We start from the raw sequence: 12,802 nt of genomic DNA, 5'->3' as shown, positions 1-12,802 counted from the left end.
CCGATGCTGCGCGGCCTGTACTCCCGCCACCTCTACGTGCGCATCTGGCTCGCGGTGGTGGGTGGCGTCGTCATCCTCACGCTGATGGCCAACTGGATCGTGCGCGAGGCGGCCGAGGCCGAGCGCGAACGGCTGGCGCCGGTGCCGCGCAACGTGGTGGTGCTCGATGCGCAGGACCGCACCATCGGCAGCGGCAAGGCGCTGCGCGTGCCGGGCCAGGGGCTGGAGTTCGACGTGACGCTCAGCGACGGCAAGGCCATCACGCTGCGCGTGGCGCCGCGCGACCGCCCCTCGGGCACCGGCGGGTTCGCGCCCTGGCGCACGCCATTCGGGCTGGGCTGGATGATTGCGCTGGTGGGCATGGCGGTGGCGCTGGGCGTGTATCCGATCGTGCGGCGGCTCACCCAGCGGCTGGAGGCGCTGCAGCGCGGCGTGCAGCGCTGGGGCGAGGGCGATCTCTCGGTGCGCGTGACCGAAGAAGGGCAGGACGAAGTGGCTGATCTCTCCAAACGTTTCAACGCGTCGGCCGAGCGCATCGAACAGCTGGTGCGTTCGCACAAGTCGCTGCTGGCCAACGCATCGCACGAGCTGCGATCGCCGCTCACCCGCATCCGCATGGGCCTGGAGCTGATGGGCGAACGCCCGAGCCCCAAGGCACGCGAGGAAATCTCGCGCAACATCGGCGAGCTCGACCAGCTCATCGACGAGATCCTGCTGGCCAGCCGGCTCGACGCGAGCGAGGCCGACATGGGCACCATCGAGGCCGTCGACCTCACGGGACTCGCGGCCGAGGAATGCTCGCAGGTGAATGCCGAGCTCGACCTGGTAGCAGGCACCGACAACGCCAGGCTCACCGTGCCCGGCGTCCCGCGCCTGTTGCGCCGCGCGATCCGCAACCTGCTCGAGAACGCGCGCCGCTATGGCGCCGGCGAGATCAGTGTGGAGCTCGGCAGCGCCAACGGCTTTGCCACCGTGCGCGTCACCGACCGCGGCCCGGGCGTGCCGCCGGCCCTGCGCGAACGCATCTTCGAGCCCTTCTACCGGCTGCCCGGCGCCAGCGAGCGCAACGGCGGCGTCGGCCTCGGGCTCGCGCTGGTGAAGTCGATCGCCGAGCGGCATGGCGGCAGCGTGCGCTGCGAAGACGGCCCGGAGGGCGGCGCGAGCTTCGTGATCCGCCTGCCGGCGAGCGCACCTGCGCACTGAACCCGCGCCCCGGGGTGCGCCGGGGCAAGTCAGGCTGGGTCCGCCGGCCCCACCTAAAATCCCGCCCCTATGCAGAGATCGCACATCGTCAGGCCCGCGGCCATGTTCTGGGGGCTGGTGGTGTTCATGCCCGTCGGCGTCACCTACCTTTCGGCCCTGCTGCTGCTCGCCACCATGCTGCTGGCCGGCGGGCTGCGCGAGCGCTTCGCGCGGCTGCGCGCCAATCCGCTGTGGTGGCCGCTGGTGGCGTACCTGGCCTGGACCTTCATCGTGCTGGCCATCGGCCCGCACTACCCCGAGACCGGCTCGAACCTGTTCCATGGCCTGCGCATCGGTCTCACCATCCTGATGGCGATGGCGCTCGCGCGCGAGGAAGCGGTCTGGGCGCTGCGCGGCTTCCTGCTGATCGCGGCGCTGAACATCCTGCTGGTCGTTGCCTATTACGCCATCGGCTTTCCGATCTGGGCGCCGCTGCGCGCGGTGGTCATGGAAGTGGGCAATAAGTCGATCAGCAATGCGCTGCTGTTCAGCGTGGTGGCGTCCACGGCGGCGGTCTGGGGCATTGCGCAGATCGCCGCGCACCGGCCGCTGCGCGCCATTCCCGCCTTCGTGCTGATGCTCGGGCTGGGGCTGGTGGTGGCGCTGCCGCTGACCTCGCGCACCTCGGTGCTCGCGCTGCTGCTGGTGATCCCGGTGGTGTGCATCCACCAGTGGCGCAGCCACCTGAAGATGCTGGTGAGCGCGCTGGTGCTGGGCGCCGTGGTGCTGGCGGCGGGGCTCTACCAGCTGCCGCAGCTGCAGCACAAGGTCGAGACCGGCGTGGAAGAAATCGAGAAGGCGCAGGCCGGCGAGATCTTCAAGGGCAGCTGGGTCATCCGCTACTACATGTACCGCGACACCGGCCGCATGATCGCCGACCGGCCGCTCGCCGGCTGGGGCATCGGCGGCTGGACCGACCAGTGGCACAAGCGCGGACCGGCGCTCTTCGCCGACTCGAACATGCCGCACAACGACTTCCTCTGGGTCGGCGCGCAGGGCGGGCTGCCGGCCTTGCTGAGCCTGCTGGCCATCATGGCGGGCGCCGTCTGGCAGGCATGGAAACGGCCCGACATCGCGGGGCGCTATGCGCTGGCGGCCACGCTGATCGCGCTGATCGCGTCGAGCGTGAACTCTGCCGTGCGCGACGCCCAGATCGGGCTCGCGCTGCTGTGGATCGCGATGGTCTACCTGCGGCTCGCGCAGGAGCCGCGGGACACGCAGCCCTGGCGCGACCTCTGGCCGACGCGCCGCATCGCGGCGGCGCTCGAGGTCCCGCCGCAATCCCGATAGCTATCTGCGGCTATTGCTGCTGCGTTTGGCTTCAGCGGCCGCGAACTGCCGGCCCGCCATGCCGACGAAAAAGTAGATCACCGCGGCGTGCAGCGCGCCCACGAATAGCAGCACCAGCAGCATCGGCCCCAGTTGCAGGACCGAGGCACCGGCCGCCAGCGCCGCCGCCACCGAGACCGCGGCCTGGATCGCCAGGTCGATCGCGATCATGCCGAGCACGGCACGGGTCTTTTCATCGCGTGCGAGGTACCGGCCGTTCTTCTTGCCGAAGGCCAGGCACACCCACATCACGGCGCCCAGCAGCGCGGCCGTATTGACGCCCGCGTTGGCCTTGACGCCGAACATGTTCAGCGCCAGGCCCAGGATGAGCAGCAGGAGCAGGTAGGCGGCGCCGAAGCGCCCGAGCAGGCCGCGAACGGTCAATGCCGCGACGACACCGTCTCGCCCGCCTTCAGGCGGTAGACGGTGCCGCAGTACGGGCACTTGGCTTCACCGGTGCGCGCCACGTCCAGGTAGACCTTGGGATGGGTGTCCCAGAGCTTCATGTCGGCCTTGGGGCTGGGGCAGAACACGCCGCCCTGATGGTTGAGCTCCCTGGCCAGGAGTTCGACGACTGCGTTGGTAGGCATGGTTTTCTCAGACTTTCGTGAGCCAGTGGGCGTATTTGGGGTTCTTGCCGTTCACGATGTCGAAGAAGGCAGCCTGGATCTTTTCGGTGACGGGACCGCGCGATCCGCCGTCGCCGCGATTGCCGATCTCGATGCGGTCGAGCTCGCGGATGGGCGTCACTTCAGCGGCCGTGCCGGTGAAGAAGGCTTCGTCGGCAATGTAGACCTCGTCGCGCGTGATGCGCTTTTGCACCAGCTCCAGCCCCAGGTCCTTGCACACGTGCAGGATGGTGTTGCGCGTGATGCCGTTGAGCGCGCCGGCCGAGAGGTCGGGCGTGTAGACCACGCCGCCCTTGACCACGAAGATGTTCTCGCCCGCGCCTTCGGAGACGAAGCCGCTCGCGTCGAGCAGCAGCGCCTCGTCGTAGCCGTCGTCCAGCGCTTCCATGTTGGCGAGGATCGAGTTGGTGTAGTTGCTCACCGTCTTGGCCTGCGTCATCGTGATGTTGACGTGGTGGCGGGTGAAGCTCGAGGTCTTCACGCGGATGCCGCGCTTCATGCCCTCTTCGCCCAGGTAGGCGCCCCAGGACCAGGCCGCGACCATGGCGTGGATCCGGTTGCCCTTGGGGCTCACGCCGAGCTTTTCGGAGCCGATCCAGATCAGCGGGCGCAGGTAGCAGCTTTCGAGCTTGTTCTCGCGCACCACCTGCTTCTGGGCTTCGTTGAGCTGTTCCTGCGTGAACGGGATCTTCATGCGCAGGATCTTGGCGCTGTTGAACAGGCGCTCGGTGTGCTCGGCCAGGCGGAAGATGGCGGTGCTGCCGTCGGCCGTCTTGTAGGCGCGCACGCCCTCGAAGGCGCCGCAGCCGTAGTGCAGCGTGTGGCTCAGCACGTGGATCTTGGCGTCGCGCCAGTCCACGAGTTCGCCGTCCATCCAGATCTTGCCGTCACGGTCGTCCAGCGAGGGGGGGATCGAGCTCATTTCCTGATTCCTTTGGGAGCTGTGGGGGTGCGACAGGGGAAGTCGCAAAAGCTTTCGATTTTACGGCCGAGCCCGCAACGCCGTGCCCGACAATGGCCGGTTGTCCAAACCAGTGGAAAAAAGGGTTTCCGTGTCCGTATTCAAGAACGTCATCGTCTATCGCATCGAACCTGCCTGGTCCCAAACACTGGCCGAGGCCGAAGAAGCGCTCGCCAAGGCGCGTTTCGAGCCCTGCGGCCCCTCGCAGGAAAAATCCGCCGGCTGGATCGAGCCCCGCGGCGAGGCCAATGGCCCGCTGGTCGAATCCATCGACGGCCAATGGCTGGTCGAATACATGATCGAGAGCAAGGCGGTGCCCGGCTCCGTGGTGCGCCGCAAGCTCGACGAGCGCTGCGCGCAGATCGAGGCCGCCACCGGCCGCAAGCCCGGCAAGAAGGAAAAGAAGGAGCTCAAGGAGGACATCACCCTCGAGCTGCTGCCGATGGCCTTCACGCGCAGCGCCCGCGTGGCCGTGTGGATCGACAAGGCCGAGCACCGCCTCGTGATCAACAGCGGCAACGCCGCGCGCGCCGACGAAGTGGTCACCAGCCTCGTGAAGTCGCTCGACGGCTTTGCGGTGGCCCTCATCAACACGCAGATCGAGCCCGCCGCCGCCATGGCCAACTGGCTGCTGACGCAGGAGCCGCCGGCCGGCTTCACCATCGACCGCGAGTGCGAACTCAAGGCCTCGGACGACTCCAAGGCCGTGGTGCGCTACGCCAAGCACCCGCTCGACATCGAGGAAGTGCAGAAGCACATCACCGACGGCAAGCGCCCGACGCGCCTGGCGCTCACCTGGGACGACCGCGTGTCCTTCGAGCTGACGCACGGCATGCTGATCCGCAAGATCGTGTTCCTCGAAGGCACGGGCGACGGCGCAGCCGGCGGCAAGAAGGAAGACAACTTCGACGCCGACGTGGCCATTGCCACCGGCGAACTCGGCCAGCTGGTGCCGGCGCTGCTCGATGCGCTGGGCGGCGAGGCAGCCTTCAGCGGCGCCCCAACGGACGCAGCAGCGCCGAAGGCTGCCGCGCAAGTGCCTGCGACCACCACACCGGCCGATGCCGAAGCCGAGGAAGAAGACGCGCCGTTCTGACGGCCGGCGCTTCCTGGCTTCTTCCTAGCCCGCGTTGTTTTCTTCGGAAGACGGCGCGTCGTCGAGCGCGGCTTCGGGCCGCGTCAGCGTCCAGCTCTGCAGCTTGCCGCCGTTGAACACGGCGTCGACGTACGAGCCGCCGGTGTCGGTCCAGCGGTAGAGCTCGGGCTGCTCGTCCTTGGGCGAGCGCAGTTCGCCCAGGGCGCGCGTCATCGCAATGACGTGCATCAGCGTCACGCCCGGCTTGAGCTTGGCGTTGAGCATCACCGCGCTCGCGACATAGCCCACCGGCCGGTCGGCCGCGCGCTTGAGCACCTGCATGGCGCGGTTGAAGTGCAGCAGCAGGAACATCACGATGGCGCCGCCGGTCAGCGCCACGCCGGCCCAGCCGTAGCTGCGCCATGCGAGCCCGAGCAGGACGATGCCGCCCACGGGCACCAGTATTTTCTGGAAATTCATGGGCCGCATTGTCGCCTCGCGCGGTAGCCGGCGCGGCTACCGCCAGGCGCGCAGGACGGTACTCGCCCCCAAAAGCGACCCGCGCGGCGGCGCCAGCGGGCACATTTCGCCGCACGGGCCAACGCCACCGGCTTCAGGGAGAGGCAACCGAGGTTGCCAGCACAACAAGAAGACACGTCACACATATCGGGGGGACAGGGAGGATCGCCCGGCGCATCAATGGTGCGCCGGGCATTTTTTTGCGCACTCGATCCCTCGGTCAGTCGAGGCGGCGCACGATCTCCATCGCCTCCTCGATGCGCTCGACGGCATGGATGGTCAGGCCCTCGATCTCCTTCGCGCCCTTGCGCGGCGCGTTGGCCTTGGGCACCACGGCCACGCTGAAGCCGAGCTTGGCCGCTTCGCGCAGGCGCTCCTGGCCGCGCGGCGCGGGGCGCACTTCGCCGGCCAGCCCGACCTCGCCGAAGGCGATGAAGCCCTTGGGCAGCGGCTTGCCGCGCAGGCTCGAGGTGATGGCGAGCATCACGGCCAGGTCGGCCGCGGGCTCGCTGATGCGTACGCCGCCCACCGCGTTCACGAACACGTCCTGGTCCATGCAGGCCACGCCGGCGTGGCGGTGCAGCACGGCCAGCAGCATCGCGAGGCGGTCGCGGTCCAGGCCCACCGAGAGGCGGCGCGGGCTCGGCCCGCCGTTGTCGACCAGCGCCTGGATCTCCACCAGCATCGGCCGCGTGCCTTCGAGCGTGACCAGCACCACGCTGCCGGGCACCGGCTCGGCATGCTGGCTCAGGAAGATCGCGCTCGGGTTGGCCACGCCCTTCAGGCCGCGCTCGGTCATCGCGAACACGCCGATCTCGTTGACGGCGCCGAAGCGGTTCTTGATGGCGCGCACGAGGCGGAAGCTCGAATGCGTGTCGCCTTCGAAATACAGCACCGTGTCGACCATGTGCTCGAGCACGCGCGGTCCCGCGAGCGCACCCTCCTTGGTGACGTGGCCCACCAGCACCACGGCCGTGCCGCTGGTCTTGGCAAAGCGCGTGAGATGCGCCGCGCATTCGCGCACCTGGGCCACCGAGCCTGGCGCGGAGGTGAGCTGGTCGGAATACACCGTCTGGATCGAGTCGATCACCGCGATGGCCGGACGCGTGGCGTCGAGCGTGGCGATGATCTTCTCGAGCTGGATCTCGGCCAGCACCTGCACCTGCGAGTGGTCCAGGCCGAGGCGCCTGGAACGCAGCGCCACCTGCGCGCCGCTTTCCTCGCCGGTGACGTAGAGCGCGTTCTGCCCCGCGCGCTGCAGCGCATCGACCGCCTGCAGCAGCAGCGTCGACTTGCCGATGCCCGGATCGCCGCCGATCAGCGTGACGCCCCCCGAGACGATGCCGCCGCCCAGCACGCGGTCGAGCTCGTCGAGCCCGGTGGGCGTGCGCGCGACGTCGGTCGCTTCTATTTCGGAGAGGGTCGCGAGTTCGGACACGCCCGCGAGCGCGGCGTACTGCGTGCCGAAGCGGTTGTTGGCCGGGCCGCTGCCGCCCGCCACCTGTTCGATGAGAGTGTTCCAGGCGCCGCAGCTCGGGCACTTGCCGAGCCACTTCGGGCTAGTGCCGCCGCATTCGCTGCAGACGAAAGTTGTTTTGTCCTTGGCCATGCAGCGAGTTTAGGTGTCCGCACAAACCCTGATGCCGAACGGCTTGGAAAGCGTTTGCCAATCATTTAACATGTTAAGTAATTTGGAAAGGCACCGCGCTTGAGCACCACCTTCGCCCACCGCAACCTCCCGCGTCTGCTGCTGCAGGCGCGCGAAGCCGTCATGGCCCACACGCGGCCCAGCCTGCGCGAGCACGCGCTGTCCGACCAGCAGTGGCGCGTGCTGCGCGTGCTCGGCGAGAACGGTGCGGTCGAAACCGGCCGCGTGGCGCGCGAGGCCTTCATCCTCGGCCCCAGCCTCACGGGCGTGCTCGCGCGCATGGAGCGAGACGACCTCATCACCCGCAGCCGCGACCCCGAGGACCAGCGCCGCACCGTGGTCGAGGCGACGGCGCACGGAATGAAGCTGGTGAAGAAGCTGTCCTCGAGCATCGAGTCGCACTACCAGTGGCTGGAGCAGTCGCTGGGCAAGACCAAGCTGACGCAGCTGTATGGGCTGCTGGACGAACTGATCGCGCTGGAGCAACCCGAATGACCTCCTCCCCTTTCCTGCCGACCGGCACCGTGTACGGCACGCTGCTGAACTTCCGCGCGGAAATGCAGGCGCTCGCGCCGCAGATGACGCAGCCACCCTACAAGGCACCGCCGAAGGCGCCGGTGCTCTATGTGAAGACGGCCAACACCTGGAGCCCGCACGGCAGCGCCATCGCGGTGCCTGCATCGGTGCCCGAGGTGGAGATCGGCGCGAGCATCGGCATGGTGATCGGCGCCGAGGGCGACGTCGAGGGCTTCGTGCTGATGAACGACCTCTCGATTCCGCATGCGAGCTTCTTCCGCCCGCCCGTGAAGTTCAAGTGCGTCGATGGGTTCCTGGGCATCGGCCCGGTGCTGCGCGATGCGCAGGAGGTGGCCGACCCCGCGCACTTCCACGTCGAGGTGCGCATCAATGGGGAGTTGAAGCAATCGATCGATTTCTCGCAGCTCGTGCGGCCGGCGCAGCAGCTGCTCACCGACGTGGGCGATTTCATGACGCTCGCGCATGGCGACGTGCTGATGCTCGGCTGCGACGCCGGCCGGCCGCTGGCGCGTGCGGGCGACCGCATCGAGATTTCCGCGCCGGGGTTCGAGAGCCTCTGCAACACGCTCGTGCAGGAGGCCGCCGCATGAAGCACGCACGCGTCATCTTCGAAGGCCGCGAGCACACCGGCACCGCACACGACTTCAACGGCCAGGCCGACGCCGCCGTGCGGCTGGACGACGGCCGCGTCGTGCCGCAGGAACAGCTCGTCTGGCTGCCGCCGCTCGCGCCCACGCCGCGCCCGCGCACCATCCTCGCGCTCGGCCTCAACTACGCCGATCACGCGAAGGAACTCGAGTTCAAGGCGCCCGAGGAGCCGCTGGTGTTCGTCAAGGGCCAGAGCACGCTGATCGGCCACCGGCAGTTCACGCACCGGCCGGCTGGCGTGCAGTTCATGCACTACGAGTGCGAGCTCGCCATCGTGGTCGGCAAGACCGCAAAGCACGTGAAGCGCGATGACGCCTACGACTTCATCGGCGGCTACACCGTGGCCAATGACTACGCGATCCGCGACTACCTGGAGAACTGGTACCGCCCCAACCTGCGCGTGAAGAACCGCGACACCTGCACGCCGCTGGGCCCGTGGTTCGTCGACGCGGCCGACGTGCCCGACCCGATGGCGCTCGCATTGAAGACCACGGTGAACGGCACCGTCACGCAGCAGGGCAGCACGCGCGACATGATCTTCGACGCGCCCTTCCTCATCGAGTATTTCAGCCGCTTCATGACGCTGTCGCCGGGCGACCTGATCCTCACGGGCACGCCCGACGGCGTGGTCGACTGCAAGCCGGGCGATGTGGTCGTCTGCGAGATCGAAGGCATCGGGGCTCTGGTCAACACCATCGACGCGGCCTGAATTTTTTCCTGTCACACACAAAAAAAGCGGAGACAAGCACCATGAAAGCCAGAAAGAAAATGCCCGGCGTGGCAGCCATGCTCGTGGCGCTGAGCGCCTCGATGCTCGCGCTCGGCGCGTCCGCGCAAACCGCAGCCTACCCGGCCAAGCCCGTGCGCTGGGTGGTGGGCTACCCGGCCGGCGGTGGCACCGATTTTCTCGCACGCACGGTCGGCGCGCAGGTGTCGCAGCAGATGGGCCAGCCGGTGCTGGTCGACAACAAGCCCGGCGCGGGCGCGATCATCGCGTCGGAGAACGTGGCGCGCTCGCCGGGGGACGGCTACACCGTGTTCTCGGCCGACAACGGCGTGCTGGTCTACAACCCCGCGCTCTACAAGAAGCTGCCCTACGACGCCGAGAAAGACTTCGCGCTCGTCGGCATGATGGGCCGCTCGCCGCTCATCATCACGGCCGCGCCCAATGCCGGCATCGCCGATGCGAAGGCGCTGCTCGCCGCGCTCAAGGCATCGCCCGGCAAGTACAGCATCGCGACGCCGGGTACCGGCAGTCCGCACCACCTGGCGATGGAACTGTTCCAGCGCGAGGCCGGCGTGTCGATGCTGCACGTGCCTTACAAGGGCGGCGCGCCGGCGCTGCAGGACCTGATGGGCGGGCAGGTGCCGCTGATGATGCTCGACCTGCCCAGCGGTGTGAGCGCCGTGAAGGCCGGCAAGGTGGTGCCGCTGCTCGCGATGTCGGCCGAGCGCATTGCGCAACTGCCCAACGTGCCCACCGCCAAGGAACTGGGCTACGCCAACGTCGAGGCCTACACCTGGCAAGGCCTCGTCGCACCCGCCGCCACGCCGAAGGAAGTGCAGGCGAAGCTGGGCGCGGAGCTGCAGAAGGCCATGGCCGATGGCGGCGTGCGCCAGAAGCTCTACGACGCGGGCTGGGAAGCCCGCCCTGCAGACGCCGCCGAAATGACGCGCTACACCGACGCCGAGCGCAAGAAGTGGCATGCCCTGATCAAGGCGCGCGACATCAAACTCGATTGAACCGGACCGGACATTTCTCCATGCAACAGATCGACCATCTCATCGGCGGCAAGTCCGTCGCCGGCAGCGACTACTTCGAAACCGTCAACCCCGCCACTCAGGAGGTGCTGGCCGAAGTCGCCTCGGGCGGCGAGGCCGAAGTGAATGCGGCCGTGGCCGCCGCCAAGGAGGCCTTCCCGAAGTGGGCCGGCCTGCCCGCGCCCGAGCGCGCCAAGCTCATCCGCAAGCTCGGAGACCTGATCGCCCGGCACGTGCCCGAAATCGCGCAGACCGAGACCAACGACTGCGGCCAGGTCATCGCGCAAACGGGCAAGCAGTTGATCCCCCGCGCGGCCGACAACTTCTATTACTTCGCCGAGATGTGCACGCGCGTGGACGGCCACACCTATCCCACGCCCACGCACCTGAACTACACGCTGTTCCATCCGGTGGGCGTGTGCGCACTCATCAGCCCGTGGAACGTGCCGTTCATGACGGCCACCTGGAAGGTCGCGCCCTGCCTGGCCTTCGGCAACACCGCGGTACTGAAGATGAGCGAGCTCTCGCCGCTGACAGCTGCGCGCCTGGGCGAACTCGCGCTCGAAGCGGGCATTCCCGCCGGCGTGCTGAACCTGGTGCACGGCTACGGCAAGGAAGCCGGCGAGCCGCTCGTGGCGCACCCCGATGTGCGCGCGATCTCGTTCACCGGCTCCACCGCCACGGGCAACCGCATCGTGAAGAGCGCGGGCCTGAAAAAGTTCAGCATGGAACTCGGCGGCAAGAGCCCGTTCGTGATCTTCGACGACGCCGACCTCGACCGCGCGCTCGACGCGGCCGTGTTCATGATCTTCAGCAACAACGGCGAGCGCTGCACGGCCGGCTCGCGCATCCTGGTGCAGCAGTCGATCTACGCCGGCTTTGCCGCCAGGTTCGCCGAGCGCGCCAGGCGCATCACCGTGGGCGACCCGCTCGACGAGAAGACCATCGTGGGCCCGATGATCTCGCAGGCGCATCTGGCCAAGGTGCGCAGCTACATCGAGCTGGGGCCGAAGGAAGGCGCGACGCTGCTGTGCGGTGGCCTCGAGGCGCCAGCGAACCTGCCCGACCGCGTGAAGAAGGGCAACTACGTGATGCCCACCGTGTTCGCCGATGTCGACAACCGCATGAAGATCGCTCAGGACGAGATCTTCGGGCCGGTCGCCTGCCTGATTCCGTTCAAGGACGAGGCGCACGCAATCGAACTCGCCAACGACATCGCCTACGGCCTCAGCAGCTACGTGTGGACCGAGAACATCGGCCGGGCGCACCGCGTGGCCGCCGCGGTGGAGGCCGGCATGTGCTTCGTCAACAGCCAGAACGTCAGAGACCTTCGCCAGCCCTTCGGTGGCACCAAGGCCTCGGGCACGGGGCGCGAGGGCGGCACGTGGAGCTACGAAGTGTTCTGCGAGCCGAAGAACATTGCGGTATCGATGGGCTCGCACCACATCCCGCATTGGGGCATGGCATGAACACGCGGCGCCGCACGCTGCTGCAGGGCGCGGCCGCACTCGCCGCGCTGCCCTCGCTCGCGCGGGCACAGACCGCCTGGCCCCACAAGCCGGTCCGCGTGATCGTGCCCTTCCCGCCCGGCGGCACCACCGACTTCGTCGCGCGCCTCGTAGGCACCGAGGTGGCGAAGGCGCTGGGCCAGCCGGTGATCGTCGAGAACAAGCCCGGCGCGGGCACGGTGATCGGCGTCGACTCGGCGGCCAAGGCCGCGCCCGACGGCTATACCTTCGTCTGCGTGGCCAACAGCTTCACGGCCAACCAGACGCTGGTCCGCAAGCTGCCCTACGACACGCAGAAAGACCTGCGCCCCGTCGCGCTCATGGGCATGTCGGAGCATGTGCTGGCCACGCATCCCGCGAGCGGCCTGAAGACGCTGGCCGACCTGCGCAACGCCGCCACGGCCAAGCCCGGCACGCTGAGCTTCGCCTCCTTCGGCAACGGCACCTCGGCCCACCTGTCGGGCGAGATGCTCAAGCTGCAGATGGGCCTGGACATCGTGCACGTGCCCTACAAGGGCCAGGGCCCCGCACTCACCGACCTGCTCGGCGGGCAGGTGACGATGATGTTCGGCAACTGGCCCGAGTTCCGCAGCCACGTGCAGGGCGGCAAGCTGGTGGCGCTGGGCATGGCGACCGCGCAGCGCTCGCAATACGCGAGCACCATACCCACACTGGCGGAACAGGGCGTGCCCATCGAGTCCAATTCGTGGAACGGACTGCTGGCGCCCGCTGGCACGCCCGATGCCATCGTGCAGCGCATGAACGCCGAGGTGAACCGCGCGCTCGCGAGCCCCGCGGTGGCCGAAGCCTTCCAGAAGGGCGGCATCGCGCCGCTGCCGGGCACGCCGGAGCGCTTCGCGGCCTTCATCCAGAGCGAGATCGCGAAGTACGGCGACGTGATCCGCAAGGGCAACATCCAGCTCGAAGCCTGAACGGAACAAGGAG

At 68.2% G+C, this 12,802-nt stretch carries 14 protein-coding genes; 9 read left to right on the top strand and 5 right to left on the bottom strand.

Going from position 1 to position 12,802, the window contains the following annotated elements; translation table 11 throughout:
- Positions 1-3: 3 nt before the first annotated feature.
- On the top strand, positions 4-1,203 hold the full coding sequence (locus ACAM54_RS01480) for an ATP-binding protein (protein WP_145742906.1): 1,200 nt from the start codon (positions 4-6) through the stop codon (positions 1,201-1,203).
- A 69-nt stretch (positions 1,204-1,272) separates the two neighbouring features.
- A complete protein-coding gene (locus tag ACAM54_RS01475; protein WP_307697731.1) occupies positions 1,273-2,532 on the top strand; it encodes an O-antigen ligase in 1,260 nt (419 codons plus the stop codon).
- Here ACAM54_RS01475 and ACAM54_RS01470 read toward each other — a convergent pair whose 3' ends face one another.
- Genes ACAM54_RS01470 through ACAM54_RS01460 form a run of 3 tightly spaced genes read right to left on the bottom strand, consistent with a single transcriptional unit; the run spans position 2,533 to position 4,122 of the window.
- Positions 2,533-2,955, bottom strand: coding sequence for an ABZJ_00895 family protein (locus ACAM54_RS01470; RefSeq protein ID WP_145742909.1), 423 nt, complete (start codon positions 2,953-2,955; stop codon positions 2,533-2,535).
- The gene (locus tag ACAM54_RS01465; protein WP_012745419.1) at positions 2,952-3,161 is read right to left on the bottom strand and encodes a zinc-finger domain-containing protein; all 210 of its coding nucleotides are present in this window, start codon (positions 3,159-3,161) and stop codon (positions 2,952-2,954) included. Before ACAM54_RS01465 ends, ACAM54_RS01470 begins: the two co-directional genes overlap by 4 nt.
- Positions 3,162-3,168: 7 nt before the next feature.
- The gene (locus ACAM54_RS01460; protein WP_124958353.1) at positions 3,169-4,122 is read right to left on the bottom strand and encodes a branched-chain amino acid transaminase; all 954 of its coding nucleotides are present in this window, start codon (positions 4,120-4,122) and stop codon (positions 3,169-3,171) included.
- Between the two features lie 130 nt (positions 4,123-4,252).
- Here ACAM54_RS01460 and ACAM54_RS01455 point away from each other — a divergent pair, with 130 nt between their 5' ends.
- Positions 4,253-5,257 carry a recombination-associated protein RdgC gene (locus ACAM54_RS01455; protein WP_145742911.1) on the top strand — a complete coding sequence of 335 codons (1,005 nt, stop codon included), beginning with the start codon at positions 4,253-4,255 and terminating at the stop codon, positions 5,255-5,257.
- A 24-nt stretch (positions 5,258-5,281) separates the two neighbouring features.
- Here the strand turns inward: ACAM54_RS01455 and ACAM54_RS01450 are convergent, their stop codons facing one another.
- Positions 5,282-5,725: a glycerate kinase gene (locus ACAM54_RS01450; protein WP_369649583.1), complete on the bottom strand. Its 444-nt coding sequence runs from the start codon at positions 5,723-5,725 to the stop codon at positions 5,282-5,284.
- A gap of 250 nt (positions 5,726-5,975) precedes the next feature.
- Positions 5,976-7,364 (bottom strand): DNA repair protein RadA, encoded by a 1,389-nt coding sequence (radA, locus tag ACAM54_RS01445; RefSeq protein WP_145742915.1) that lies wholly within the window; start codon positions 7,362-7,364, stop codon positions 5,976-5,978.
- Between the two features lie 99 nt (positions 7,365-7,463).
- Between radA and hpaR the strand changes: the two genes are divergently transcribed.
- The 6 genes from hpaR to ACAM54_RS01415 are packed head-to-tail and all read left to right on the top strand — an operon-like array spanning position 7,464 to position 12,789.
- Positions 7,464-7,898 (top strand): homoprotocatechuate degradation operon regulator HpaR, encoded by a 435-nt coding sequence (hpaR, locus tag ACAM54_RS01440; RefSeq protein ID WP_145742916.1) that lies wholly within the window; start codon positions 7,464-7,466, stop codon positions 7,896-7,898.
- Positions 7,895-8,530, top strand: a complete 636-nt coding sequence (locus ACAM54_RS01435) for a fumarylacetoacetate hydrolase family protein (protein WP_369649582.1) — start codon at positions 7,895-7,897, stop codon at positions 8,528-8,530. Before hpaR ends, ACAM54_RS01435 begins: the two co-directional genes overlap by 4 nt.
- The gene (locus ACAM54_RS01430) at positions 8,527-9,297 is read left to right on the top strand and encodes a fumarylacetoacetate hydrolase family protein (protein ID WP_369649581.1); all 771 of its coding nucleotides are present in this window, start codon (positions 8,527-8,529) and stop codon (positions 9,295-9,297) included. Before ACAM54_RS01435 ends, ACAM54_RS01430 begins: the two co-directional genes overlap by 4 nt.
- 41 nt (positions 9,298-9,338) lie before the next feature.
- Positions 9,339-10,331 carry a Bug family tripartite tricarboxylate transporter substrate binding protein gene (locus ACAM54_RS01425; RefSeq protein ID WP_369649580.1) on the top strand — a complete coding sequence of 331 codons (993 nt, stop codon included), beginning with the start codon at positions 9,339-9,341 and terminating at the stop codon, positions 10,329-10,331.
- A 20-nt stretch (positions 10,332-10,351) separates the two neighbouring features.
- Complete coding sequence (hpaE, locus tag ACAM54_RS01420) at positions 10,352-11,818, top strand: 5-carboxymethyl-2-hydroxymuconate semialdehyde dehydrogenase (protein ID WP_209500499.1); 1,467 nt, start codon at positions 10,352-10,354, stop codon at positions 11,816-11,818.
- Entirely contained in the window at positions 11,815-12,789 is a 975-nt protein-coding gene (locus ACAM54_RS01415; RefSeq protein ID WP_369649579.1) for a tripartite tricarboxylate transporter substrate binding protein, read from the top strand. The genes hpaE and ACAM54_RS01415 overlap by 4 nt, the downstream gene beginning before the upstream one ends.
- The last annotated feature ends 13 nt before the right edge of the window (positions 12,790-12,802 follow it).

The organism is Variovorax sp. V93 (assembly GCF_041154485.1).
Lineage (GTDB): Bacteria > Pseudomonadota > Gammaproteobacteria > Burkholderiales > Burkholderiaceae_C > Variovorax > Variovorax beijingensis_A.
Note: the sequence above shows the minus strand (reverse complement) of the source record. Positions and strands in the feature narration are given on the sequence as shown.

Coding starts and splice junctions, on each gene's coding strand:
- ACAM54_RS01450 (WP_369649583.1), bottom strand. CDS start 5,725: ATGCGGCCCATGAATTTCCAGAAAATACTGGTGCCCGTGGGCGGCATC.
- ACAM54_RS01435 (WP_369649582.1), top strand. CDS start 7,895: ATGACCTCCTCCCCTTTCCTGCCGACCGGCACCGTGTACGGCACGCTG.
- ACAM54_RS01480 (WP_145742906.1), top strand. CDS start 4: ATGCTGCGCGGCCTGTACTCCCGCCACCTCTACGTGCGCATCTGGCTC.
- ACAM54_RS01475 (WP_307697731.1), top strand. CDS start 1,273: ATGCAGAGATCGCACATCGTCAGGCCCGCGGCCATGTTCTGGGGGCTG.
- radA (WP_145742915.1), bottom strand. CDS start 7,364: ATGGCCAAGGACAAAACAACTTTCGTCTGCAGCGAATGCGGCGGCACT.
- ACAM54_RS01415 (WP_369649579.1), top strand. CDS start 11,815: ATGAACACGCGGCGCCGCACGCTGCTGCAGGGCGCGGCCGCACTCGCC.
- ACAM54_RS01430 (WP_369649581.1), top strand. CDS start 8,527: ATGAAGCACGCACGCGTCATCTTCGAAGGCCGCGAGCACACCGGCACC.
- ACAM54_RS01465 (WP_012745419.1), bottom strand. CDS start 3,161: ATGCCTACCAACGCAGTCGTCGAACTCCTGGCCAGGGAGCTCAACCAT.
- ACAM54_RS01460 (WP_124958353.1), bottom strand. CDS start 4,122: ATGAGCTCGATCCCCCCCTCGCTGGACGACCGTGACGGCAAGATCTGG.
- hpaE (WP_209500499.1), top strand. CDS start 10,352: ATGCAACAGATCGACCATCTCATCGGCGGCAAGTCCGTCGCCGGCAGC.
- ACAM54_RS01425 (WP_369649580.1), top strand. CDS start 9,339: ATGAAAGCCAGAAAGAAAATGCCCGGCGTGGCAGCCATGCTCGTGGCG.